The sequence below is a fragment of the Streptomyces marincola genome, from assembly GCF_020410765.1.
Taxonomy (GTDB): Bacteria; Actinomycetota; Actinomycetes; order Streptomycetales; family Streptomycetaceae; genus Streptomyces; species Streptomyces marincola.
In genome coordinates, this window is sequence record NZ_CP084541.1 from 4,279,496 (window position 1) to 4,302,620 (window position 23,125).

The window sequence follows — 23,125 nt, forward strand, 5'->3', positions numbered from 1 at the left end:
CTACGGGGTTTCCGCCGGGGCCGCAGGCCGTTCCTCGGGAACGGCCGCCCCGGCCGGCGGCTCGGTCCTGATCCGCAGCCGGTGGACGACCGCGACGATGGCGACGGTGAACGCCAGCAGACCGGCCCAGATCACCCACTTCTCGGGCCAGGGCGGCGTCGAGTGGGCGTGGGCCGAACGTCCGCCGTCCACGCCGCTGGCGATGACCGCCACCATGCCGAGGAAGGCGGCCACCACCGCGATCCGCCCGGCCAGCCGCGCGGACACGGGCAGCGCCACCCGGCCGGGCCGGCCGGTCCCGCGCAGGCGCAGCCGTTCCGCGGGTCTCGCCGGGACGAGCAGCCGCAGGAGGAGCAGCCCGGCGATCGGCAGCTGGAGTGCCCACAGCAGGGTGCGGAACGGGCCGTCGTACCAGGCCTGGCTGCTGTACAGGATGGTGTGCCAGGCGCTGAGTATGTACACCACGATGACGAAGCGGTGCAGGGCGAGCCACATGCGCGGGCCCGTCCTGTGCCGCAGGTAGTAGGCGAGTCCGAGCGGAATGGCCAGGTAGAACGCCAGCAGGCCGATGAAGATGGCGACGCGCCCGGTCCCGGTCGCGTACCCGCCCGGCACCCACACGTCGACGAACGCGGTCCACAGGCTGCGCCCGAACGACCAGCTCTCCTGGTTGGACCGCAGCTGGTCGGTGAAGAAGAACAGGGCGTGCATGAACATGAGCCCGATCGTGGTGAGGCTCGTGGTGCGGTGCCATTTCTCCAGCCGGGCGGCCGACAGCCGCCCCTGGGCCGGCCTCGGCCCCGAGCGCAGCAGTCCGAAGATCACCGTGACGTAGGCCCACAGCATCGCCGACCAGCCGAACGCCTGGCACATCCAGTACATCCAGTACTTGTCGGCGTCCGCGAGCATCGGCATGATCTGCGTGGTCGCCGACGTGCCGTTCTCCACGCGCACGTAGAGCAGCCAGTAGATCAGCAGCGTGATCACCAGGGCCAGGGAGGCGTCGGGTATCGCGCCCCGCAGGTCCGCGCGCAGACCGGCCCAGTCGAAACCTCTGCGGCGTTCCGCCTTTCTTCGTGCCGAGGACGCCGGCGGTCCGGAGACTTCTGCCATCGCAAGACTCCACTTCCCTATCGCGTGCCGACGGGCCGCCATGCGGGCGACCGCGGCGAGGATGTCGGTCTCGCGCTCCCGGGCAATGAGGTTAACCGCGATTTCCGTGCCACGGAAGACATCGGTCCGGTTGCCGAATACAGACATCGCGGGAAGTCCCGGGAGGTCGCCGTAAGCCGTCGAATGCGCGGGGCGTTCCGGCCGTTATTCCGCCACCCCGCCGGAACGGGCGCGCACCTGTCGCGGAACGCCGCCGCCCCGCTCGCCGGTCGGCGCCGCCGCTGCCCGGGGCGCGGGCGCGCTCGCCGAGAGCACCCCGCGGATGCCGGCGAAGTGGTGCCGCATCGCGTCGGCGGCGCCCGCTCCGTCGCCCGCTTCGAGCGCGGTGACGATCGCGCGGTGCCTGGCGCACGTGACGTGCGGGTCGCCCGTGTCCTCGGCCAGCTCCTCGCGGACGCGGTGGAACGCCGACCAGAACGCGTCGAGCACCTCGCTCAGCAGGTGGTTGCCGAGGGAGCGGTAGAGGGCGAGGTGGAACGCGCGGTCGGTGGCCGCGGTGACGCGGCCGGCGGCGGCCTCCCGTTCCATCGCGCGCACCACCTCGCGCAGCGCGCCCAGGTCCTCCGCGGGCAGCCGCTCCGCGACGGTGAAGATCAGCCCGGACTCCAACGCCTCGCGCACTTCCAGCAGTTCGTACAGGCTGGCCTCGCCCCTGCGGTGGCGCACGGCCGCGCGGAAGACCATGCCGTCGACGAACGAGTCGAGGCTGAGCGACCCGACATAGGTGCCGAAGCCGTGCCTGATGTCGACGATGCTGACCGCCTGGAGCGCCTTGAGCGCCTCGCGGACGGAGTTCCGGCTGACGCCGAACAGCTCCATCATCTCGCTCTCCGTCGGCAACGGGTCGCCCGGCGCCAGCCGGTGGCCGAGGATCAGCTCCTTGATCCGGCCCTGCACCTCCAGGGACATCATGCGGCGGGCTGCCATGGCTGCCTCTTCCTCCTGTGCGCTGCCGTGGGTGCGCTGCCCCGAAGCGCGCCGTCGCGGTCGGAAGCGATCACCAACTCTTGACCTGGGGTTCACATTCTGCCATCGGAGATAGGACATGGGATGTCCGCCGGTCACCCCTGAGGTGGCCGATGGGCGCACAGGTCTTGACCGTTCGCGCGGCCCGCTCCTACGTTCACCTAGGACGTAGAACGTAGGACCTCCTACCGGCTACCACTCCCACGGAGGCGTCGTGCAGCACCGCCCCGACCGCAGAGCCTTCCTGAGAATCACCGGCGCGCTCGCCGCCGCGGGCGCCGTCACCGCGGGGCTCGGCGCCTGCACGGGCCCGCCCTCCACCATCGGCACCTGGGGGGACGACGCGGGCGGCGAGGGGATGGACCTGACGGTGGTCATCGGCTACGGCAACGACCAGAGCTGGGACCCCACGCAGACCGCGTCCGCGTTCGCCATGGCGGGCATCCAGCACGTCTACGAGGGGCTGCTCGACACCGACCCCGTCACCCGCGAGCCCTACCCGGCGCTCGCCACGGCCCTGCCGGCCGACCGGAACGCCACCACGTGGGAGTTCACGCTGCGCGAGGGCGCCACGTGGCACGACGGCGAGCCGGTCACGGCCGACGACGTCGTCTTCACCTACCGGCGCATCCTCGACCCCGAAGTCCGGCCGCTGACCCGCTCGTTCTTCGCGACCTGGCTGCGCGAGGCGCGCGCCACGGGGGACCGCTCGGTCGCCCTCGACTTCCACTTCCCGTTCCCCGAGGCCGCCGCCCGGCTCGGCATCGCCAAGATCCTGCCCCGGCACGTCTTCAGCCGCGAGGGCGCCTGGGAGCAGGCCAGCGGCGGCCTCGCCGTCGGCTCCGGCCCCTACCGGCTGGCCTCCCACCAGCCCAAGTCCAACAGCACGTTCGAGGCGTACGACGCGTACAACGGGCCGCGCCCGCCCGCGTTCCGCACCATGAACTGGCTGACGATCGTCGACGCGGCTCCGCGCCTCGCGATGGTCTCGGGCGACAGCGCCGACGCCCAGATCGCCGAGAACATCCCGTACGCGGGCGCGGAGCGGCTGCGCGACGACGGGCTCGAAGTGCGGGGCGGCGCGGGCATGAACCACGCGTTCGTCATGTTCAACACCGGCAACCCGCCCTTCGACGACGTGCGCGTGCGGCAGGCCCTGCTGTACGCCATCGACACCGACCAGCTGATCGAGGTCGGCCTGCGGGGCTTCGGCCGCGCCCCCACCTCGTTCCTCGACGAGGGCAACCCGGCGCACGCCCCCGCCGCCACCGTCTACACCTACGACCCCGAACGCGCCCGCGCGCTCCTCGACGCCGCGGGCGTCTCCGACCTGAGCGTCACCCTCATGTCGGTGAACGCCAGTTGGCTCATGGACTGCCTGCCGACCATCAAGGAGTCCTGGGACGCCGTCGGGGTCTCCACCACGCTGGAGCCGCAGGAGACCTCCGCGCTGTTCAGCAAGATGGACCAGAACCAGGGCTACCAGGCGGTCGTCGCCGTCTCCAACCCCAACCAGTTCGGCCTCGACGCCGACCTGATCATGCGCTACAACTACACGGCCGACGGCCTGTGGATGAGATACGCGCGCTGGCACGACAGCGAGGAGGCGGCCGGGCTGTTCGCGCTCATGGACCGCGCCACCCGCGAGAGCGACCCCGACCGCAAGCTGGAGCTGACGCACCAGTACCTCGACATCATCGCGGAACAGGCCGTGCTCTACCCGGTCGTGCACAACGAACTGCTCACCGCGTGGAACCCCGACCGCGTCACCGGCGTGCGCGCCCTGGCCTACCCGGGCGTCAACGTGCTCCAGGCGAGGGCGGCGGCCTCGTGACGACCGTCGCCCGGCTGCTGCTGCGCCGTCTGCTCCTGCTCGTCCCGCTGACGCTCGGCATCGTGCTGTTCGTGTTCATCGTCATGCGGTTCGCGGACATGGACCCGGCCTCCGCCTACTACCAGGGCGCCAACCCCACCCCCGAGCAACTGCACCAGTTCCGCGAGGAGAACGGCCTGCTCGACCCGCTGCCCGTCCGCTACGTGGACTTCGTCGGCGACCTGCTCACCGGCGACATGGGCATCAGCGTCCTGACCAGGGACCCCGTCATCGACCAGGTCACCACGGCCCTGCCGCTCACCCTCCAGCTGACGTTCCTCGGCCTCGGCTTCGCCGTCGTCCTCTCGCTCGTGCTCGGCGTCGCCGCGGCCGTCCACCGCGACCGGCTGCCCGACCAGCTGATCCGCGTCGTCTCCCTCACCGGCGTGGCCGCGCCCAGCTTCTGGCTGGCGCTGCTGATGATCCAGTACGGCGCGGTCGAACTCGGCTGGTTCCCCACCGGCGGCTACATCAACCCGAACGACTCCTTCACCGGCTGGCTGGAGACGATGACCATGCCCGCCCTCGCGCTGTCGCTGCCGGTCGCGGCCCAGCTCACGCGCGTCGTGCGGACGGCCGTCGTGGAGGAGCTCGACCGCGACTACGTGCGCACGGCGATCGGCAGCGGCCTGCCGCCCGTGGTCGTCGTGGGCCGCAACGTGCTGCGCAACGCCCTCATCAACCCGCTCACCGTCCTCGGACTGCGCGTCGGCTACCTGCTCGGTGGCGCGGTTGTCATCGAAACGATCTTCGGGCTGCCCGGAATGGGGAAGTTGATGATCGACGCCGTGCGCAACGGCGACCCCGCCGTCGTCCAGGGCGTCGTGCTCACCACGGCCGCCGGATTCGTCGTCGTCAACCTCGTGATCGACATCCTCTACCTGCTGGTCAACCCACGGCTGAGGAGCGCAGCGTGAAGTGGTTCACCCGCCTGCCCGTGCCGTCCAGGGCCGCGTTCGCCGTCCTGGCGGTCATCTGCCTGGCCGCGCTGTGCGCGCCGCTGATCGCCCCGCACGACCCGTACGCGCAGGCCGGCGCGAACGAGGGCCCCTCGGGCGAGCACTGGATGGGACAGGACAGCCTCGGCCGCGACATCTTCAGCCGCCTCGTGCACGGCGCCCGCTGGTCGCTGGCCATCGGCCTGGGCGCCACCCTGCTCGCGCTCGCGGCCGGCGCGGTGCTCGGCGCGGTGGCCGCGACCTCGCGCAAGGCGGTCGACGAGACGCTGATGCGGGTCCTCGACATCGTCATGGCCTTCCCCGGCATCGCGCTCGCCGCGGTCCTGATCTCCGTGTTCGGCGGCGGCATCCCCGTGCTGATCTGCGCCATCGCGTTCCTCTACACGCCGCCCATCGCCCGCGTCGTGCGCGCCAACGTCCTGGCCCAGTACGGCGAGGACTACGTCACGGCAGAACGCGTCATCGGCGCCCGCACCCCGCACATCCTGATCCGGCACGTCGCCGTCAACTGCGCCGCGCCCGTCCTCGTGTTCTGCACGGTGATGGTCGCCGACGCGATCGTCTTCGAGGCGTCGCTGTCCTTCATCGGCGCGGGCGTGCGGCCCCCCGACCCCTCCTGGGGCAGCGTCATCGCCGACGGCAAGAACATGGTGCTGCTCGGCGGCTGGTGGGCCACGGTCTTCCCCGGCCTGCTCATGCTGCTGACCGTGCTCGCCCTCAACGTCCTCTCCGAGGGCGTGTCCGACGCCTGGGCCGCGCCCCGCGCCCGCCCTTTCCGCCCCCTGCGGGACTCCCTGCGCCGCCCGCGCCCGGCCGGCGCGCCCGAGGCACCCGGCGCGCCGGGCGTGCCGGGAGCGCCGGCCGGCGCGCCCGACGCGGCCCCGGCGCCCGAGGCGGCGCCCGCGCGCGAGGCGCTGGCGGCCGAACGGGCGGCGGCGCGGGAGGCCGCCGCGACCGGCGTGCTCCCGCTGCCGGGGCTCGCGGCGGCGGGCGCCCGGCTGCGCGCCAGGGCCAGGCCGCCCGCGACCGGCGAACCGCTGCTCTCGGTGCGCGACCTGACCGTCGGCTTCGCCGGCGCGCACGACGGCACGGACGTCGTGGCCGGTGTCTCCTTCGAGGTGCGTCCGGGCGAAGTCCTCGGCCTCGTCGGAGAGTCGGGCTGCGGCAAGTCCCTGACGGCCCTGACCGTGATGGGCCTGGCGCCCCGCACCGCACGCGCCACGGGCCGCGTCACGTTCCGCGGCCGTGACCTGCTCGGCCTTCCCGCCCGCGCCCGCAGGCCCCTGCTCGGCCACGAGATGGCGATGATCTACCAGGACGCCCTGTCCTCGCTCAACCCGGCCATGACCATCCGCGCGCAGCTCAAGCAGCTCGTCCGGCGCGGCGGCCGGCGCACCCCCGCGGAACTGCTCGAACTCGTCGGCCTCGACCCAGAACGCACCCTGCGCAGCTACCCGCACGAGCTCTCGGGCGGCCAGCGGCAGCGCGTCCTGATCGCGATGGCCCTCTCGCGCGACCCGAGCCTCGTCGTGGCCGACGAGCCGACCACCGCGCTCGACGTCACCGTGCAGGCCCAGATCGTCCAGCTCCTGCTGAGGCTGCGCGAGGAACTCGGCTTCGCCCTCGTCCTCGTCTCCCACGACCTCGCGCTCGTCGCGGACGTCACCGACCGCCTCGCCGTCATGTACGGGGGGCAGCTCGTCGAGACGGGCGTGACCTCCGACCTGGTCGCCGCCCCCGCCCACCACTACACGCGCGGCCTGCTCGGCTCGGTGCTGTCCCTCGAAGCGGCGGCCGAGCGGCTGACGCAGATCCGCGGCGTCGTGCCGTCGCCGGCGGACTTCCCGCCCGGCTGCCGGTTCGCGGACCGCTGCCCCCTGGCCGACGAGCTGTGCGCCACCCCCGTGCCCCGCGTGCCCGCGCCCGGCGGCGAGCACCTGGTGGCCTGCCACCACCCGGCCACGGAAACGGCCCACGGAACGGCCACGGAAACGACTTATGGAACGGCCACGGAAACGACTCATGGAACGGCCGGGGACACGGCCCGCGAGGGCGCGCCCCCGCCCCAGGCCCAGGCCCGTGACCGCCTGCCGGGCCCCAGGGGCCCGGGCGAGGGCACCGGCGCGGACGGCGGCACCAGCACAGGAAGCGAGGCACCGCGGTGACCCTCATGACCGTCGAGGACGCCCACGTCGTCTACTCCGCCCGCACCGGCGGCCTGTTCCGCTCCGCCCGCGTGCACGCGCTGACCGGCGCCGACCTCACGGTCGCGCCCGGCGAGACCGTGGGCGTGGTCGGGGAGTCGGGGTGCGGCAAGTCCACGCTCGCCCGGCTGCTGACCGGCATCGAACGGCCGGCCCGCGGCACCGTCTCGTTCCGGGGCCGCGACCTGTGGGCCATGCCGGCGGCCGAGCGCCGCGAGCTCGTCGGCACCGGCGTCGGCATGGTCTTCCAGGACCCGGCCACCGCGCTCAACCGCCGCCTCCCGGTGCGCCGCGTCCTGCGCGACCCGCTGGACGTTCACCGCCGCGGCACCCCGGCGCAGCGCGACGCCCGCGTGCGCGAACTGATGTCCCTGGTCGGGCTGCCCGGGCGGCTGGCCGACGCCCTGCCCGGGCAGCTCTCCGGCGGCCAGCGCCAGCGCGTGGCCATCGCCCGCGCGCTGGCGCTCGGCCCCGCACTCCTCGTGGCCGACGAGCCGACCAGCGCCCTCGACGTCTCCGTCCGCGCCCAGATCCTCAACCTCCTGCTCGACCTCAAGGAACGCCTCGGCCTCGCCATGGTGTTCGTCTCGCACGACATCAGGACCGTGCGCCGCATGAGCGACCGGGTGATCACCATGTACCTGGGCCGCGTCGTCGAGGAGGCGCCCGCCGCCGACGTCACCGAACGGGCCAGGCACCCGTACACGCGCGCCCTGTTCTCCGCGACTCCAGGACTCCTCGACCCCATCGACCCCATCCCCCTCGTGGGACCTGTGCCCTCGGCGGTCACCCCGCCGAGCGGCTGCCCGTTCCGCACCCGCTGCTGGAAGGCGGACGCGGCGTGCGCCGCGTCGATGCCCGCGTTCGCCGCGACCGCGGAGGAAACTCCCGCCATGCACCGGTACCGCTGCCATCACCCCGTCGGAGCACACGAGTCCACCCACGACCTCGTCAGCCAGGCCACGAGCGCCCGGGAGCGTTCATGAGCATGCCCGCACGCCTCACCGGCGTCATCCCGCCCGTCTGCACCCCCCTGACCCCGGAAGGCGACGTGGACACCCACTCGCTGCTCCGGCTCGTCGACCACCTCACGGGAGCCGGCGTCTCCGGCCTCTTCCTGCTCGGCTCGACCTCCGAGGTCGCGTTCCTCACCGACCGCGGGCGCCGCACCGTCGTGGAGACCGTCACCGCGCACCTCGACGGCTCGGTGCCGGTACTGGCCGGCGCCATCGACATGACCACGCCCCGCGTCCTCGACCACGCCCGCACCGCGCTCGCCGGGGGCGCCGACGCGGTCGTCGCGACCGCGCCGTTCTACACGCGCACCCACCCGGCCGAGATCGAACGGCACTTCAGGCTGCTCCGCGAGCGCACCGGCGCTCCCGTGCTCGCCTACGACCTGCCCGACGCCGTGCAGACCAAGCTCGACCCCGACCTCGTGCTTGCGCTCGCCGCCGACGGGGTGCTCGCCGGCATCAAGGACTCAAGCGGCGACCAGGCCGCGCTGCGCGAGATCATCACCGCCGGGATCTCCGGGTTCTCCGTGCTCACCGGCTCGGAACTGCTCGTCGACACCGCCCTGCTGATGGGCGCGGACGGCGTCGTGCCCGGCCTCGGCAACGTCGACCCGCACGGCTACGTGCGCCTGACCCGGCTGTGCGCGGCGGGCGACTGGGAGCGCGCCAGGAGCGAGCAGGAGCGGCTGCTCGCCCTGTTCCCCATGGTCGACGTCGGGTCCGCCGAACGCATGGGCCGCGGCTCCGCGAGCATCGGCGCGTTCAAGGCGGCCCTGCGGCTGCGCGGCGTCATCGACCACGCCACGACCGCCGAGCCGCAGATCCCGCTGTCCGACGAGGAGGTCGGCCGCGTCGCCGGATACCTGACGGCCGCCGGGCTGCTCTGAACGCCCCGCCGCCGCGCCGCGGGGTGCGGCGCGGCGGCGGGACCGGTCGGTGCCGGTCGTTCCCGGTCACGGACGGAAGCGGACGAACGTCAGAAGTCCGCCAACCGACGGAACTCGATCCGCTCGTACGGCCCGCCCGTACCGGTCTCCCACAGCACCCCGACCGCGTTCGCGCCACGCTCGCGGCCCTCGTCGAGCTGCACGAGGTCGGAGTACGCCGCGGGCGCCTCGGACAGCGTCGCGACCCGGCGGAACGACGCGCCCGCGTCGTCGCTGCGCCACACCGCGAGCGCCCTGCGCGCCCCCGGGTCCGAGGGCCCGGCGAACAGCAGCGGCGCGTGCCGCCCGCCCGCCACCTGGAGCACGCTGCCCTGGACCACGGGCACGTCGTTCAGCGACGCCTGCACCCGGTACGGCCGCTCCAGCGTCTCGCCGCCGTCGGCCGAGTAGCTGTCGAGCCGGTTCCCCGCCGCGCTGCCGTTCTGGTCCCGGGCGTTGAAGTACAGGCGCCCGTCGGGCAGTTCCGCCGCCAGCGACTCGTTCGCGTTCAGCTCGCCCTCGTAGGAGTCGTCCACGTACCCGATCCGCCAGGTGTCGCCGCCGTCGTCACTCACCAGCGCGTGCGCCCCGTAGTACTTCGCCTCCTGGCCGGTGTCGGGCGAGCCCTCGGGCGGCGCCGCCGAGTGGTTGGACGGCACGACCAGGCGGCCCGCGTGCTCGCCGCGCGTGAGCGCGATCGCGTGCCCGGGGCCCGTCGCGTACCAGCGCCAGTGCGCCGGCTTGACCGCGTCGGTGATCTCGCGCGGCTCGTCGAACGTCCGCCCGTCGTCGTCGCTCGTCTGCACGAAGACGCGGCGGCTGTCCTCGGGGGCGACCTCGCCGCGCATGATCGCGGCCTCGGTGGCGCCCCCGCCGTTGAAGCAGGTCACGAGCACCACCCGGCCCGTGGCCGGGTCGACCACGGGCGCCGGGTTGCCCCGCGTGTCGCCCTCGCCCCGCGCGACGACGGTGAGCGGCCCCCAGGTGCGCCCGCCGTCGGTCGAGCGGCGGACCACGATGTCGATGTCGCCGGTGTCGCCCGCGCCGCCGACCCGGCCCTCGGCGAACGCGAGCAGCGCCCCCTCGGCCGTGCGCACGACGGCCGGGATGCGGTAGGTGTCGTAGCCGTCCTCGCCCGAGGCGTACGGAACGGACGAGGCGTCGGGGGAGACGGGCCCGTCGCCCTCGCCCGCGCGGGAGGCGCGGCCGGGGCCCGGGTGGGCCAGGGTGCCGGCGGCGGTGACGAGCACGCCGAGCGCCGCCGCCGTGGTGACGAACAGCGCGCGCAGGGCAGGAGTCGAGGAATGCATGGCTTCGTGGGCTCCTTTACTCGGGTTCACTCGGGTTCACTCGGGATCACTCGGTTCGTTCAAGCGCTTCCGGGTCCGTTCGCGTCCGTTCGGTGCGGCTCCGGATCGCTCGGTGCCGCTCGGGAACACAGGGGTCACGCGCGTCGGACGGGTGCCGCGCGGCGCGCCCCGGTTCGCGGACGCGGACCGCGTCCCTCCGCTTCTGCCCGCGTTCGCCCCGGTTCGCACGGCGAACACCCGGATATGGGACGTCCGACCTTCACGCGGACCCTACGGCGCCCGGCCGGTGCCGACAAGAACGGGCACCGCCCGCGCGCCCCCGCGCACGGGCCAACTCCCGCGCCCCGCCCGCGTGTCGCCCGTCGTACAGTGGGAGAACGGCACGGCGCCGCGACCCGCGCGGGCCGGCCGGCGCGGCGCTGGGAGCGGGCATGAGCGAGGAGGACGGCACGTTACCCGGCATCGACGTGACCAGGCCGAGCATCGCCCGCGTCTACGACTACCTGCTCGGCGGCAAGGACAACTACATCGTCGACCGCGAGCTGGGCGACGTCTTCATCAAGAAGATCCCGGGCGCCCGGATCATCGCCTACGACAACCGGCGCGCCCTGGTCCGCGCGGTCCGGGAGATGTCGAGGGCGGGGGTGCGCCAGTTCATCGACGTCGGCAGCGGCCTGCCCACCGCCGACAACGTGCACCAGGTCGCGCGGCGCCACGCCGAGGACCCGCGCGTCGTCTACGTCGACAACGACCCGATGGCCCTCGCCCACGCCCGGGCCCTGCTCGAAGGCGACGGCCTCACCACCGTCATCGACGCCGACCTGCGCGACCCGGCCGGCATCAGGGACCACGAGGCGACCCGGGAGCTGCTCGACTTCGACGAACCCGTCGCCGTCGTCCTCTCCGGCATCCTGCACCACCTCAACGACGACGAGGACCCGGCCGGGGTCATGCGCTACTGGCGCGAGTCCGTGGCGCCCGGCAGCTTCTTCCTCATCACCCACTTCCGCCGCGCCGAGGGCACCGAGGCCGCGCGCCTTGAGGAGATCCTCCAGAGCTCGCTCGGCCGCGGCAGATGGCGCACCGACGCGGAGCTGCACGCGCTGTTCGACGGCCTCATCCTGCTCGCACCCGGCATCGTGCCCAGCGCCCGCTGGCGCCCCGAACCCGGCGCGGAGAACGCCGAGCTGACGTCCTGGCAGCTGCTGATCGCCACCGGCCTGGCCGTCAAACCCTGACGCCGGGCCGCGCCGGGCGACCGCGGGCGCGCGCCGCGTCGCGAAACGCGGGCGCGCGCCCCGGCGCGCGGCGTCAGGCCGCCACGGCGACGGCCGGTGTCAGGCCGCCACGGCGACGGCCGGTGTCAGGCCGCCACGGCGTCCACGGCCGTGGAGACCGGCGTGTCGCCCCCGACCAGGTCGAGCGTGAGACCCGCCGTGCGCGGCTCGTCGAGCAGCGCGGCCAGCACGGCCGCCACGTCGTCCCGCGTCACCTGCCCGCGCGGCGTCCGCTCGGCGAGCCGCACCAGCCCGGTCCCCGGGTCGTCGGTGAGGGCGCCGGGACGCAGGATCGTCCAGTCCAGGCCGGCGCGCGCCCTGATGTCGGCGTCCGCCGCCCCCTTGGCCCGCAGGTACGCCGCGAACACCGGGTCCGTGCCGGGCGGCGGCTCCTCGTCCGCGCCCATCGACGAGACGACGACGAACCGCCGCACCCCCACCCGTTCCGCCGCGTCGGCGAACAGCGCCGCCGCGGCCCGGTCCACCGTCTCCTTGCGCGCCGCCCCGCTGCCCGGGCCCGCGCCCGCCGCGAAGACCGCGGCGTCCGCGCCCGCGAGGTGCCTGGCGACCTCCTCGGCGGAGGCCGACTCCAGGTCGCACACCACCGGTTCCGCGCCCGCCTCGATCAGCGCCGCCGACTGGTCCGGGTTCCTGATCAGGCCGGCCACCTGGTCCCCCCGCCCGGCGAGCAGCTTCTCCAGCCGTCGGGCGATCTTTCCGTGTCCCCCTGCGATGACTGTACGCATACCCCGACCGTACGCCCCCGGCCCGGCGCGCACCCGCCGGGCCGGGGCGCGTCTCACGCGCCGCCCGTGCCGGTCTCGTCCAGCGGCAGCCGGGCCACGGCCGGCCGGCCCTGCGGCTGCGCGTTCCGCGTGCGCAGCGCGGTCAGCTCCCGCGCGCTCAGCGCGCGGTCGTACACCACCACCTCGTCGAGCGCCCCGGCCATCCGCTGCCGGTCGTCGGGACGCTGCCCGAGGTGGACGCCGAACGTCGAGTTCCTGCTGACGCTGCCGGGCACGTGCGGCACCGAGACCGCCTCGCCGCCGTCGACCGACAGCGCGAGCCGGCCGCCGCCGCGCGTGAGGGCCAGGTGGTGCCACCGCCCGTCGTTGAACGCGCTCCGCGTCGCCACCTCGGCGCTGCGCGGCGCGGAACCGCCCTCGACCGCCGTCATCAGCGCCCGCACGCGCCCGCTTCCCGGCTCGCCGCGCACCCACACCTGCGGCGACCGGCCGCCGAGCCCGCCCAGCCACACGAACGGGTGGTCCCCGCCGTCCGCCTCGTACCTGAACCACAGGCTCACCGTGAAGTCGCCGTCGCCCAGCGGCAGTCGCTCCCGGAACGGCAGCCGCACCCCGTCCCCGCGGCCCACCTGCTCCGACTCGCCGGTGCCGAACGCCGCCGCGCCCCTGAACCGCCCGGCCGTCGCGGCCACATCGCCGGTCACCGCGGCCGGCTCCGCGCCCGGCGCGAGATCCGGCGTGCGCGCGCCCGCCTCGGCGCGCGGCCCGAGCCAGTCCTCGGTGAAGCGCGCGAAGCGGATCTCGTCCCGCGCGTCCACGGGCCCCGCCTCGTACATCAGGCCCACCGTCCCGGAACCGTCCGGCATCAGCACCATGTCCGAGTAGCCGGCCCAGTCGGTGGTCACCAGCGCGCCGCGGTCGGCGCTGTCGAACGTGACGCCCCCGTCCCAGGAGGAGCGGACCATCATCGACCGCCGCCGGTCGGGGTCGGACGGCGCGGCGAGCAGCAGCCGGTCGTTCGGCAGCCTGAGCAGCGAGCCCTGCACCTGCGGCGTGTACAGGTCGGGCTGGGTGCGGAACGGCTCGGCGAAGGTGTCCCCGCCGTCGTGGCTGACCGCCCAGTTGCGGTGGCCGAGGTCGGTGCCGTCCTGCTCGCGGCTGTTGACGTAGATGGTGCCGCCGTCGAGTTCGGCGATGGCCATCTCCGACGGCTTCTGGCGGAACGTGCCGTCCGCCGCGATCGGCCAGGTGTCGACGGCGCCGAGCCGCCACGTGTCGCCGCCGTCGTCGCTGTGGGCGAGGGCGCCGTGGTTGTGGGTGACGCGCCCGTTCGCGTAGCTCTCGGCGTTCACGGAGACCACGAGCCGGCCGCGGTGCGGGCCCTCGGTGAGCTGGATGCCGTGCAGCGGCCCCGTCGCGTACCAGGAGTTCCAGTCGTCGGGGCGCAGCGCCTCGCTGACGTCCCGCGGCTGCGACCAGGTGGCGCCGTCGTCGTCGCTGTGCTGGAGGTACGGGGTGCGCTGGCAGGGGATCGGGCAGTTGCCGCTGCCCTGCCCCGGGTTGCGCGTGGTGGCCAGCAGAATCCGCCCGGTCTCGGTGTCCACCACGGGCGCCGGGTTGCCGTGCGTGTCGCCGCCGCCCTCGGCGATCAGCTGGAGCGGCCCCCAGGTGCGGCCGTTGTCGAAGGAGCGCTTGAGCACCAGGTCGATGTCGCCCGCGTCGTCGCAGTTGTCCCTGCGGCCCTCGGCGAACGCGAGCAGCGTGCCGTCCGCGGTGCTCACGACGGCGGGGATGCGGAAGCAGGCGTAGCCCTCCTCCAGGTCGGCCCGGAACAGGACCTGTTCCTCGAACGCGGCGGACTCCTCGAACGAGGCGCCGGCCTGCCCCGCCGCGCGCTCCGCGTGCGCGCTCTGCGCGCCGGGCGCGGCGGCGGCGTGCGGCAGGGCGGGCAGAGGCAGCAGCAGCGCGCAGCCGGCGGCGGCCAGCGCGCGGCGGCTCAGGCGGGGGCGCGGCGCGGGGTGGGCGTGGTGCGGGGGTGGCGTTTCTGCCATGACTCGACACCCTTTCGTAAGAAGGGACGTCGTACGTCCCATGTCAGGGCAGTTTCCCGGCAATGCCCATTACATGACAAGAACGCCCGCTTCCTGGCGTGGCGGTGACGGATCGTCAGCCCGTGGCCTGCCGCGGCAGGCCGAGGCCGTCCGCCGGCGCACCGCCGAACTCCCTGACCGCGCTGGTGCGCGCCGCGACCCGGCCCCCGTGGACCACGAGCCGGCTGTACGCCTGGCTGAGCGCGCCGGCCACCGAGTCCCCGCGCAGCGCCAGCAGTTCCGCGGGGAAGCCGGCCTCGACGCGCACCTCGGGCAGCCCGAGCGCCGCGCGGGCCCCGGCGCTGACCGCCGCGTAGGCCCCGGCGGCGTCCCGCGCGCCGGCCGCCGCGAGCAGGAACGCGGCTTCGAGCGGGTCGCCGCGCCCCACCGGCCGCACCGCGTCGCGCAGCGCGCCGCCCCCGGCCGCGACCCGCACGCCCGCGGCGGCCAGCAGCGGCACCGGCGCCACCGCCGCCCCGGCCGGCGCCGCGCCCGCCGGCCGCCCGGCCATCGCGCACGGCCCCTGCGGCAGGCACACCACGGCGACCCCGGCGGCGGCCAGCCGGTCGGCCGCGCGCGCCGCGAGCGGCGCGGGCAGCCGTGCGAGGCCCGCGCACGGGCCGACGGCCACCGCGCGGCGGCCCGCACCGGCCGCCGCGCCCGCGAGCCGTTCGAGTACCGCCGGGTCCGCGCCGTCGGTGTGCACGTCGACCGCGCGGCCGAACGCACCCGCCAGGCCGAGCACCGCGTCGACGTGGCCCGCCGGGTCCGGGTCGAGGTCCGGGCGCCCGCCCAGCGCGACGCGCCCGCCGAGCGCGGCGGCCTCGCGCAGCAGCGCCCGGTTGTCCGCGCCCGCGCGGCCCGTCAGCACGCCGGGCACGGCCACGACGGTGAGGTCGGCGAGGCCGCGCAGCGCGCGGGCGGTGGCGAGTGCCGCGTCGAGGGCCGCGAGGCCGCGCGCGCCGTCGACGGGCACGTGCGTGCGCTGCGCGGTCGCCCCGTGCCCGAGCTGGATCAGCGCGGCCTCCGTGATGCGCCGCCGCAGGGCGCCTGAGCCCTGGGGGTCCTCGGGGCCCTCGGCGCGGTCCGCCGCCCCGGCCCCCTGGGGCGCGGTGAGCGCCGTGAGCGCGGTGAGCGCGGTGGCGTGGTGCGCGTGCGGTTCCGCGGGCGCGGGGAGCAGCAGGTAGCCCGACAGGTCGATCCGGTCGCACGGTGCGCCCCCGGCCTCCGCGGGCGCGGGCAGGCCCCCGTGCGGGCCGACGGCCTCGATCCGGCCGCCGCCGAGCCGCACGTCGACGGTCCTGCCGTCGGCGAGCCGGGCTCCGCTGAGCACGAGGCGCTCGGGCATCGGGGGCATCGCAGGCATCGGGGCGAGCGTAAGGGGCCTGTGCGGCGGGGGAGGGGGAGGATGAAATAGTCGTACCGGCGTGGCCGCCCCGCCCCGGCCCGACCGGTTGCTCCCGCCTCTTCGGATTTCGCCTTGGGCGCCAGAACGTGTAATCTCTTGAGCGCTCGCCCCAATAGCTCAGTCGGCAGAGCGTCTCCATGGTAAGGAGAAGGTCAACGGTTCGATTCCGTTTTGGGGCTCTGAGGTGTGACGTCCTCCGCGCGTGCGTGGAAGCCGATCGCCTCGTGGCGGCGTAGCTCAGTCGGTAGAGCAAACGGCTCATAATCGTTGTGTCACCGGTTCAAGTCCGGTCGCCGCTACGCACAGTAGCCGATTGCGGGGTCGGTCCTCCGATCGGCTACTCTCTCTGTGTTCGACCAGGTTTGACCCGTCCATCCGTCAAGGAGCACTCACGTGGCTGCCACCGACGTCCGCCCGAAGATCACGCTGGCCTGCGTGGAGTGCAAGGAGCGGAACTACATCACCAAGAAGAACCGGCGCAACGACCCGGACCGCTTGGAGATGAAGAAGCACTGCCCGCGCTGCAACGCGCACACGGCCCACCGCGAGACCCGCTGATCCCAGCGGGGCCAGCAGGAAGCACCGTGCGAGGCCGCTCCCGTCGCCGGGGGCGGCCTCCGCGCGTTCCGGCCACCCGCACGCCCCGCCCGCAGGTCCGCGAGGAAGCGTTCCCAGGAGTCCGAGGAAGCCGTTCATGCCACTCGACCAGTCCTTCGCCGGGCGGAGCTACCCGCCGACCGAGCCGTACGAGGTCGGGCGGGAGAAGATCCGCGAGTTCGCCGAGGCGATCGGGGACGCCAACCCCGCCTACACCGACCCGGAGGCCGCCGCGCGGCTCGGCCACCCGGACGTGATCGCGCCGCCCACGTTCGTGTTCGCGATCACCTACAAGGCGGCGGGGCAGGTCATCCGCGACCCCGCGCTCGGGCTCGACTACAGCCGGGTCGTGCACGGCGACCAGCGCTTCGCGTACACGCGCCCGGTCCGGGCCGGCGACCTGCTCTCGGTGACCTCCACCATCGAGTCGGTGCGCTCCATGGCGGGCAACGAGGTGATCGACGTGCGCGGCGAGGTGCACGACGAGAAGGGCGAGCACGTGGTGACCGCGTTCACCAAGCTGGTCGCCCGCAAGCAGGAGGACGCGCCCGGCACGGAGGGGGAGCGATGACCGCCAGGATCGCCTACGCGGACGTCGAGGCGGGCACGGAGCTGCCCGCCGCCGCCTTTCCCGTCACCCGGGCCACGCTGGTGCGCTACGCCGGTGCCTCGGGCGACTTCAACCCGATCCACTGGAACGAGCGGTTCGCCCGGGACGTCGGCCTGCCCGACGTCATCGCGCACGGCATGTTCACGATGGCCGAGGCCGCCCGCGTGCTCACCGACTGGACGGGCGACCCGGCCGCCGTCGTGGAGTACGGCGTGCGGTTCACCCGGCCCGTCGTGGTGCCCGACGACGACACCGGCGCGTTGATCGAGGTCACGGGCAAGGTGGCGGCCAAGCTCGACGACGAGGCCCGCACGGTCCGCGTCGACCTCACCGCGCACAGCGCGGGCCAGAAGGTGCTCGGCATGGCCCGCGCCGTGGTGAGGCTGGCCTGAGCCGCCGGCGGTCGTTCCCCGCGCCCCACCGGCCTATCCTGGCCTCGTGCACGTGATCGAGAACGCCCCGCTCGCCCCGTTGACCACGCTGCGACTCGGCGGCCCCGCGCGGCGCCTGGTCACCGCGGTCACCGATGAACAGGTGATCGAGGCCGTCCGCGAGGCCGACGCCGCCGGGACCCCGCTGCTGATCATCGGCGGCGGGAGCAATCTCGTCATCGCCGACTCCGGCTTCCCCGGCACCGCGCTGCGCGTGGCGACCACGGGCTTCCGCCTCGACGGCACCCTGCTCGAACTCGCCGCGGGCGAGACCTGGGCCGACGCCGTCGCGCGGACCGTCGACGCGGGGCTCGCCGGCATCGAGTGCCTGGCCGGCATCCCCGGCTCCGCGGGCGCCACGCCGATCCAGAACGTCGGCGCCTACGGCCAGGAGGTGTCCTCCACCGTCACCGAGGTCGTCGCCTACGACCGCGCCGACCGCACCACGCGCACCATCCCGGCCGCCGCGTGCGACTTCGGCTACCGGCACAGTCGTTTCAAGGCCGACCCCGACCGGTTCGTGGTGCTGCGGGTCCGTTTCCGGCTCGAAGACGCCGCCGGGCTCTCGGGACCGCTGCGGTACGCCGAGGTCGCCCGCCGGCTCGGCGCCGAGCCCGGCGGCCGGGTCCCGCTCGCCGCCGCCCGCGACGCCGTGCTCGAACTGCGCGCGGGCAAGGGCATGGTGCTCGACCCCGAGGACCACGACACGTGGTCCGCCGGGTCCTTCTTCACCAACCCCGTGCTCGACGAGGCCGCCTACGCCGCGTTCCTCGCCGCCGTCGCCCGGCGGCTCGGCCCCGACATCCTCCCGCCCGCCTACCCGGCGGGCCCCGGCCGCACCAAGACGTCCGCGGCCTGGCTCATCGACCGGGCCGGCTTCACCAAGGGCTACGGGACGGGCCCCGCCCGCATCTCGGGCAAGCACACCCTGGCCCTCACCAACCGCGGCGACGCCCGCACCGCCGACCTGCTCGCGCTGGCCCGCGAGGTGCGCGACGGCGTGCGGGAGGCGTTCGGCGTGACCCTGGTCAACGAGCCGGTGACCGTCGGCACCGCGCTCTGACCCCGCGGCCGGCCGCGCCCCGCGGGCGCGTCACGACGCGAGCCACGCGTCGATGTCGAGCAGGATCTTCTCCCGCACCTCCTCGGGCGCCGCCGAGGCCCGCACGGACTGCCGCGCCAGCTCGGCGAGTTCCGCGTCCGTGAACCCGTGGTGCTCGCGCGCGATCTCGTACTGCGCGGCCAGCCGCGAGCCGAAGAGCAGCGGGTCGTCGGCGCCCAGCGCCATCGGCACCCCGGCCTCCCACAGCTGCCGCAGCGGCACCTGGGCGAACGTGTCGTACACGCCGAGGGCCACGTTCGACGCCGGGCACACCTCGCACGTCACCCCCGACCCGGCCAGCCGCTCCAGCAGGCGCGGGTCCTCCACGGCCCGCACGCCGTGCCCGATCCTGGCCGCCCGCAGGTCGTCGAGGCAGTCCCGCACGCTCGCAGGGCCGGAGAGCTCGCCGCCGTGCGGCGCCGCGAGCAGCCCGCCCTCCCTGGCGATCGCGAACGCCCGGTCGAAGTCACGTGCGAAGCCCCGGCGTTCGTCGTTGGACAGCCCGAAGCCCACGATGCCGCGATCGCGGTGGCGCACCGCGAGCCGCGCCAGCGTCCTGGCGTCGAGCGGGTGCCTGATGCGGCTGGCCGCGATCACCACCCGCATCCCAAGACCCGTCTCGCGCGAGGTGGTCTCCACCGCGTCGAGGATGATGTCGAGCGCCGGCGTGAGGCCGCCGAGCCGCGGCGCGTACGAGGTCGGGTCCACCTGGATCTCCAGCCAGCGGGAGCCGTCCCTGATGTCCTCCTCCGCGGCCTCGCGCACCAGGCGCCTGATGTCGTCGGGCGACCGCAGGCACGAGCGTGCGATGTCGTACAGCCGCTGGAAGCGGAACCAGCCGCGTTCGTCCGTGGCCCGCAACTGCGGCGGCTCCCCGCCGCTCAGCGCCTCGGGGAGGCGCACGCCGTACCGGTCGGCCAGTTCGAGCAGGGTGGCCGGGCGCATCGAGCCGGTGAAGTGCAGATGCAAATGGGCCTTGGGCAGTGAGCGCAGGTCACGGACGGGGGCGACACGATCCATTCCCAGATCTTGCCGCACACCCGCCCGCGACCGGTAGTCGAGTGCCCGCCGCGTGCCCGGCGGGACTCAGCCCGCGGCCTCGCCCAGCAGCTTCTGGAGCCGCGAGACGCCCTCGACGAGGTCGTCGTCGCCCAGCGCGTAGGACAGCCGCAGGTAGCCGGGTGTGCCGAACGCCTCACCCGGCACGACCGCGACCTCGGCCTCTTCGAGCAGCACGCCCGCGAGTTCGAGGGTGGTCTCGGGCCGCCGGCCGCGGATCTCCCGGCCCAGCAGCGCCTTCACGGACGGGTAGGCGTAGAACGCCCCCTCGGGCTCCGGGCAGTCAACGCCGTCGATCTCGTTCAGCATGCGCACGATCGTGCGGCGCCGCCGGTCGAACGCCTCCCGCATGCGCTCCACCGCGGTCAGGTCGCCCGAGACGGCCGCGAGCGCCGCGGCCTGCGCCACGTTGCTGACGTTGGAGGTGGCGTGCGACTGGAGGTTCGTCGCCGCCTTGATCACGTCCTTGGGGCCGATCAGCCAGCCCACCCGCCAGCCGGTCATCGCGTAGGTCTTGGCGACGCCGTTCACCACGACGCAGCGGTCCGCCAGCTCGGGCACCGCGACCGGCAGCGACGTCGCGCTCGCCCCGCCGTACACCAGGTGCTCGTAGATCTCGTCGGTCAGCACCCACAGGCCGTGCTCCGCCGCCCAGCGGCCGATCTCCTCGGTCTGCTCGCGGGAGTACACCGCGCCCGTCGGGTTGGACGGCGAGACGAACAGCAGCACCTTCGTGCGCTCGGTGCGGGCCGCCTCAAGCTGCTCGACCGACACCCGGTAGCCGGTCGTCTCGTCGGCGACGACGTCCACGGGAACGCCACCGGCCAGCCGGATCGACTCGGGGTAGGTGGTCCAGTACGGAGCGGGGACGATGACCTCGTCGCCCGGGTCGAGCAGCGCCGCGAACGCCTCGTAGATCGCCTGCTTGCCGCCGTTGGTCACCAGCACCTGCGCCGGGTCCACGCGGTACCCGGAGTCGCGCAGCGTCTTCGCGGCCAGCGCCTCCTTCAGCTCCGGCAGCCCGCCCGGCGGCGTGTAGCGGTGGAAGCGCGGCGTGCGGCACGCCTCGACGGCGGCGTCGACGATGTACTCGGGCGTCGGGAAGTCGGGCTCGCCGGCGCCGAAGCCGATCACCGGTCGCCCGGCGGCCTTCAGGGCCTTGGCCTTGGCGTCCACCGCCAGGGTCGCGGACTCGGAGATGGCGCCGATCCGGGCCGAGACCCGGCGGCCGACAGGGGAAGATGATGCGGCACTCATAGGGGCATCGTCCCAGACGGCGCCCGGGAACGGCACCCTGGTCGCGGGGGGCGGCGCGCTCCCGAACGGGCCTCCTCGCCACTTCCCGTTCGACGACAGGCGTTTCACCACGTACACTCCTCACCGTTGGTCCCTGATGCGGTACGTTGTCGGGCACCACGCGGCAAAGGGTCGTAGCTCAATTGGTAGAGCACTGGTCTCCAAAACCAGCGGTTGGGGGTTCAAGTCCCTCCGGCCCTGCTATCAAAATGAAAAGCCGTCCGGGTGGCCGGGCGGCTTATGACCATGACCGGGATCAGGTGAGGACGAGTGGCTGGGATCACGGACTCCGTGGAGACGCCAGAGCCCCGAGAGCCCCGGGGCGAGGGCACCGGCCGTCGCGGCCGGCGCGCCAAGAGGGGGCCGCTCGGCCGCCTCGCCCTCTTCTACCGGCAGGTGATCGCCGAGCTGCGGAAGGTCGTCTGGCCCTCGCGCCGCCAGCTCACGACCTACACCACGGCAGTGATCGTCTTCGTTGTCGTCGTCATCCTGATCCTGACCGTGCTTGACTGGGGTTTCAGCCGCGTCGTCGAGTACGTCTTCGGCTGATCTCACCACCTCGTCCGAAAGTCAGGAAGAAGCAGCTACCGTGTCTGACCCGAATCCGTACGACGCCGCGCCCGACGCCGAGGTCGAGGACACCGCCCGCGACACCGAGGCGACGGCCGAGGCCGCCGACCGTCCCGAGGCCGACGGTGCCCGGGAGGTCGCGGAGGAGCCGGAGCAGCCGGTGGAGGAGGCCGAGGAGCCGGAACCGGAGCAGGAGCAGTCCGCGCCGGTCGACCCCGTGGCCGAGCTGCGCGAGGAACTGCGCGCCCTGCCCGGCGAGTGGTACGTCGTGCACACCTACGCGGGCTACGAGAACCGCGTCAAGACGAACCTGGAACAGCGTTCCGTCTCGCTCAACGTCGAGGACTACATCTTCCAGGTCGAGGTGCCGCAGGAAGAGGTCGTCCAGATCAAGAACGGCGACCGGCGCACCATCAGGCAGAACAAGCTGCCCAGCTACGTGCTGGTGCGCATGGACCTGACGAACGAGTCCTGGGGCGTGGTGCGCAACACCCCGGGCGTCACCGGCTTCGTGGGCAACGCCTACGACCCCTACCCGCTGACGCTCGACGAGATCGTGAAGATGCTGGCCCCCGAGGCCGAGCAGAAGGCGGCCGAGCAGGCCGCGGCCGAGGGCGGCGCCCCGTCGGCCGGCCGCAAGGTCGAGGTGCAGGTCCTCGACTTCGAGGTGGGCGACTCCGTGACGGTCACCGACGGCCCGTTCGCGACGCTCCAGGCCACGATCAACGAGATCAGCCCGGACTCCAAGAAGGTCAAGGGCCTCGTCGAGATCTTCGGCCGGGAGACCCCGGTCGAGCTGAGCTTCGACCAGATCCAGAAGAACTGACACCCGCACGAACGCGGGGGAGCCCCCGCCGGCCTGATCCGTGGCCGGCGGGGGCTTCTCGCTGCGCCCGTGCGCGCGGCCCGGCGGGGCCGCGGAAGGGTGCGGGGGCCGCCGTTCCCGTGCCCGGTGGGCCGCCGATTTTGGCCGGGTGGCGTCAGCCGCTACCGTGGTGCGGTATGCCTGCGCGCGGCCTGGGGGAGAGCCGGCCCGCGGGGCACTCGGAAAAACCTCAAGACCCGGAGGGCGAGCGCATGCCGCCAAGGAAGAAAGTCACAGGGCTGATCAAGCTCCAGATCCAGGCCGGCGCGGCCAACCCCGCGCCGCCTGTGGGCCCCGCGCTGGGTCAGCACGGTGTCAACATCATGGAGTTCTGCAAGGCCTACAACGCCGCGACCGAGTCGCAGCGCGGCTGGGTCATCCCGGTGGAGATCACGGTCTACGAGGACCGCTCCTTCACCTTCATCACCAAGACCCCGCCGGCCGCCAAGATGATCCTCAAGGCCGCGGGCGTGGAGAAGGGCTCGGGCGAGCCCCACAAGACCAAGGTCGCCAAGATCACGCGCGACCAGGTCAGGGAGATCGCCACCACCAAGATGCCCGACCTCAACGCCAACGACCTGGACGCCGCCGAGAAGATCATCGCCGGCACGGCCCGTTCCATGGGGGTGACCGTCGAGGGCTGAGCC

General features: G+C 73.9%; 21 protein-coding genes and 3 tRNA genes. 16 read left to right on the top strand and 8 right to left on the bottom strand.

Annotated elements, in window-relative coordinates:
• Together LC193_RS18780 and LC193_RS18785 are read right to left on the bottom strand one after the other, a co-directional pair.
• Nucleotides 1-1,113 (bottom strand): ferric reductase-like transmembrane domain-containing protein, encoded by a 1,113-nt coding sequence (locus LC193_RS18780; RefSeq protein WP_226075754.1) that lies wholly within the window; start codon nucleotides 1,111-1,113, stop codon nucleotides 1-3.
• 204 nt (nucleotides 1,114-1,317) lie between these two features.
• On the bottom strand, nucleotides 1,318-2,100 hold the full coding sequence (locus tag LC193_RS18785) for a FadR/GntR family transcriptional regulator (protein ID WP_226075757.1): 783 nt from the start codon (nucleotides 2,098-2,100) through the stop codon (nucleotides 1,318-1,320).
• Between the two features lie 253 nt (nucleotides 2,101-2,353).
• Between LC193_RS18785 and LC193_RS18790 the strand changes: the two genes are divergently transcribed.
• From LC193_RS18790 to LC193_RS18810, 5 genes are read left to right on the top strand one after another with little or no spacing between them, the layout of a single operon-like run.
• The gene (locus tag LC193_RS18790; RefSeq protein WP_226075759.1) at nucleotides 2,354-3,973 is read left to right on the top strand and encodes an ABC transporter substrate-binding protein; all 1,620 of its coding nucleotides are present in this window, start codon (nucleotides 2,354-2,356) and stop codon (nucleotides 3,971-3,973) included.
• The gene (locus tag LC193_RS18795) at nucleotides 3,970-4,929 is read left to right on the top strand and encodes an ABC transporter permease (RefSeq protein ID WP_226075763.1); all 960 of its coding nucleotides are present in this window, start codon (nucleotides 3,970-3,972) and stop codon (nucleotides 4,927-4,929) included. The genes LC193_RS18790 and LC193_RS18795 overlap by 4 nt, the downstream gene beginning before the upstream one ends.
• On the top strand, nucleotides 4,926-7,136 hold the full coding sequence (locus LC193_RS18800; protein ID WP_226075764.1) for a dipeptide/oligopeptide/nickel ABC transporter permease/ATP-binding protein: 2,211 nt from the start codon (nucleotides 4,926-4,928) through the stop codon (nucleotides 7,134-7,136). The genes LC193_RS18795 and LC193_RS18800 overlap by 4 nt, the downstream gene beginning before the upstream one ends.
• 5 nt (nucleotides 7,137-7,141) lie before the next feature.
• On the top strand, nucleotides 7,142-8,161 hold the full coding sequence (locus LC193_RS18805; RefSeq protein WP_226078725.1) for an oligopeptide/dipeptide ABC transporter ATP-binding protein: 1,020 nt from the start codon (nucleotides 7,142-7,144) through the stop codon (nucleotides 8,159-8,161).
• Nucleotides 8,158-9,078, top strand: a complete 921-nt coding sequence (locus tag LC193_RS18810; RefSeq protein WP_226075766.1) for a dihydrodipicolinate synthase family protein — start codon at nucleotides 8,158-8,160, stop codon at nucleotides 9,076-9,078. The genes LC193_RS18805 and LC193_RS18810 overlap by 4 nt, the downstream gene beginning before the upstream one ends.
• Nucleotides 9,079-9,167: 89 nt before the next feature.
• Here the strand turns inward: LC193_RS18810 and LC193_RS18815 are convergent, their stop codons facing one another.
• Nucleotides 9,168-10,427: a sialidase family protein gene (locus LC193_RS18815; protein WP_226075768.1), complete on the bottom strand. Its 1,260-nt coding sequence runs from the start codon at nucleotides 10,425-10,427 to the stop codon at nucleotides 9,168-9,170.
• A 431-nt stretch (nucleotides 10,428-10,858) separates the two neighbouring features.
• On the opposite strand from LC193_RS18815, the gene LC193_RS18820 reads away from it, so the two are divergent.
• On the top strand, nucleotides 10,859-11,665 hold the full coding sequence (locus LC193_RS18820) for an SAM-dependent methyltransferase (protein ID WP_226075770.1): 807 nt from the start codon (nucleotides 10,859-10,861) through the stop codon (nucleotides 11,663-11,665).
• Nucleotides 11,666-11,790: 125 nt separating this feature from the next.
• Here the strand turns inward: LC193_RS18820 and LC193_RS18825 are convergent, their stop codons facing one another.
• From LC193_RS18825 to LC193_RS18835, 3 genes are all read right to left on the bottom strand, one after another.
• Complete coding sequence (locus tag LC193_RS18825; RefSeq protein ID WP_226075772.1) at nucleotides 11,791-12,450, bottom strand: NAD(P)H-binding protein; 660 nt, start codon at nucleotides 12,448-12,450, stop codon at nucleotides 11,791-11,793.
• A gap of 53 nt (nucleotides 12,451-12,503) precedes the next feature.
• Nucleotides 12,504-14,501, bottom strand: coding sequence for a sialidase family protein (locus LC193_RS18830; protein ID WP_226075773.1), 1,998 nt, complete (start codon nucleotides 14,499-14,501; stop codon nucleotides 12,504-12,506).
• 115 nt (nucleotides 14,502-14,616) lie between these two features.
• Complete coding sequence (locus LC193_RS18835) at nucleotides 14,617-15,906, bottom strand: amidohydrolase family protein (protein ID WP_226075774.1); 1,290 nt, start codon at nucleotides 15,904-15,906, stop codon at nucleotides 14,617-14,619.
• Nucleotides 15,907-16,054: 148 nt separating this feature from the next.
• Between LC193_RS18835 and LC193_RS18840 the strand changes: the two genes are divergently transcribed.
• From LC193_RS18840 to LC193_RS18865, 6 genes are all read left to right on the top strand, one after another.
• Nucleotides 16,055-16,127, top strand: a tRNA-Thr gene (locus LC193_RS18840).
• Nucleotides 16,128-16,174: 47 nt separating this feature from the next.
• A tRNA-Met gene (locus tag LC193_RS18845) sits at nucleotides 16,175-16,247 on the top strand.
• Between the two features lie 94 nt (nucleotides 16,248-16,341).
• Nucleotides 16,342-16,506 (top strand): 50S ribosomal protein L33, encoded by a 165-nt coding sequence (gene rpmG, locus LC193_RS18850; protein ID WP_004571794.1) that lies wholly within the window; start codon nucleotides 16,342-16,344, stop codon nucleotides 16,504-16,506.
• Nucleotides 16,507-16,642: 136 nt separating this feature from the next.
• Nucleotides 16,643-17,116, top strand: a complete 474-nt coding sequence (locus tag LC193_RS18855; RefSeq protein ID WP_226075777.1) for a MaoC family dehydratase N-terminal domain-containing protein — start codon at nucleotides 16,643-16,645, stop codon at nucleotides 17,114-17,116.
• Nucleotides 17,113-17,547 (top strand): MaoC family dehydratase, encoded by a 435-nt coding sequence (locus tag LC193_RS18860; protein ID WP_086158631.1) that lies wholly within the window; start codon nucleotides 17,113-17,115, stop codon nucleotides 17,545-17,547. Before LC193_RS18855 ends, LC193_RS18860 begins: the two co-directional genes overlap by 4 nt.
• Before the next feature lie 46 nt (nucleotides 17,548-17,593).
• Nucleotides 17,594-18,649: a UDP-N-acetylmuramate dehydrogenase gene (locus LC193_RS18865; RefSeq protein ID WP_226075779.1), complete on the top strand. Its 1,056-nt coding sequence runs from the start codon at nucleotides 17,594-17,596 to the stop codon at nucleotides 18,647-18,649.
• Between the two features lie 30 nt (nucleotides 18,650-18,679).
• Here LC193_RS18865 and LC193_RS18870 read toward each other — a convergent pair whose 3' ends face one another.
• Both LC193_RS18870 and LC193_RS18875 read right to left on the bottom strand, forming a co-directional pair.
• On the bottom strand, nucleotides 18,680-19,708 hold the full coding sequence (locus LC193_RS18870; RefSeq protein WP_226075781.1) for an adenosine deaminase: 1,029 nt from the start codon (nucleotides 19,706-19,708) through the stop codon (nucleotides 18,680-18,682).
• A gap of 66 nt (nucleotides 19,709-19,774) precedes the next feature.
• Nucleotides 19,775-21,004 carry a pyridoxal phosphate-dependent aminotransferase gene (locus tag LC193_RS18875; protein WP_226075783.1) on the bottom strand — a complete coding sequence of 410 codons (1,230 nt, stop codon included), beginning with the start codon at nucleotides 21,002-21,004 and terminating at the stop codon, nucleotides 19,775-19,777.
• Nucleotides 21,005-21,171: 167 nt separating this feature from the next.
• Between LC193_RS18875 and LC193_RS18880 the strand changes: the two genes are divergently transcribed.
• The 4 genes from LC193_RS18880 (at nucleotide 21,172) to rplK (ending at nucleotide 23,122) form a co-directional block, all read left to right on the top strand.
• Nucleotides 21,172-21,244, top strand: a tRNA-Trp gene (locus tag LC193_RS18880).
• Nucleotides 21,245-21,322: 78 nt separating this feature from the next.
• On the top strand, nucleotides 21,323-21,592 hold the full coding sequence (secE, locus tag LC193_RS18885) for a preprotein translocase subunit SecE (protein WP_226078726.1): 270 nt from the start codon (nucleotides 21,323-21,325) through the stop codon (nucleotides 21,590-21,592).
• A complete protein-coding gene (gene nusG / locus LC193_RS18890; RefSeq protein ID WP_226075786.1) occupies nucleotides 21,549-22,439 on the top strand; it encodes a transcription termination/antitermination protein NusG in 891 nt (296 codons plus the stop codon). Before secE ends, nusG begins: the two co-directional genes overlap by 44 nt.
• A gap of 251 nt (nucleotides 22,440-22,690) precedes the next feature.
• Nucleotides 22,691-23,122, top strand: coding sequence for a 50S ribosomal protein L11 (rplK, locus tag LC193_RS18895; RefSeq protein ID WP_077059571.1), 432 nt, complete (start codon nucleotides 22,691-22,693; stop codon nucleotides 23,120-23,122).
• Nucleotides 23,123-23,125 lie beyond the last annotated feature (3 nt).

What these genes read in the sequence shown, in the direction of transcription:
- LC193_RS18805 (WP_226078725.1), top strand. Translation starts at nt 7,142, where the DNA reads ATGACCGTCGAGGACGCCCACGTCGTCTACTCCGCCCGCACCGGCGGC.
- LC193_RS18875 (WP_226075783.1), bottom strand. Translation starts at nt 21,004, where the DNA reads ATGAGTGCCGCATCATCTTCCCCTGTCGGCCGCCGGGTCTCGGCCCGG.
- LC193_RS18810 (WP_226075766.1), top strand. Translation starts at nt 8,158, where the DNA reads ATGAGCATGCCCGCACGCCTCACCGGCGTCATCCCGCCCGTCTGCACC.
- LC193_RS18820 (WP_226075770.1), top strand. Translation starts at nt 10,859, where the DNA reads ATGAGCGAGGAGGACGGCACGTTACCCGGCATCGACGTGACCAGGCCG.
- rplK (WP_077059571.1), top strand. Translation starts at nt 22,691, where the DNA reads ATGCCGCCAAGGAAGAAAGTCACAGGGCTGATCAAGCTCCAGATCCAG.
- LC193_RS18780 (WP_226075754.1), bottom strand. Translation starts at nt 1,113, where the DNA reads ATGGCAGAAGTCTCCGGACCGCCGGCGTCCTCGGCACGAAGAAAGGCG.
- LC193_RS18870 (WP_226075781.1), bottom strand. Translation starts at nt 19,708, where the DNA reads ATGGATCGTGTCGCCCCCGTCCGTGACCTGCGCTCACTGCCCAAGGCC.
- LC193_RS18855 (WP_226075777.1), top strand. Translation starts at nt 16,643, where the DNA reads ATGCCACTCGACCAGTCCTTCGCCGGGCGGAGCTACCCGCCGACCGAG.
- LC193_RS18860 (WP_086158631.1), top strand. Translation starts at nt 17,113, where the DNA reads ATGACCGCCAGGATCGCCTACGCGGACGTCGAGGCGGGCACGGAGCTG.
- LC193_RS18785 (WP_226075757.1), bottom strand. Translation starts at nt 2,100, where the DNA reads ATGGCAGCCCGCCGCATGATGTCCCTGGAGGTGCAGGGCCGGATCAAG.
- LC193_RS18830 (WP_226075773.1), bottom strand. Translation starts at nt 14,501, where the DNA reads ATGGCAGAAACGCCACCCCCGCACCACGCCCACCCCGCGCCGCGCCCC.
- LC193_RS18825 (WP_226075772.1), bottom strand. Translation starts at nt 12,450, where the DNA reads ATGCGTACAGTCATCGCAGGGGGACACGGAAAGATCGCCCGACGGCTG.
- LC193_RS18835 (WP_226075774.1), bottom strand. Translation starts at nt 15,906, where the DNA reads ATGCCTGCGATGCCCCCGATGCCCGAGCGCCTCGTGCTCAGCGGAGCC.
- LC193_RS18815 (WP_226075768.1), bottom strand. Translation starts at nt 10,427, where the DNA reads ATGCATTCCTCGACTCCTGCCCTGCGCGCGCTGTTCGTCACCACGGCG.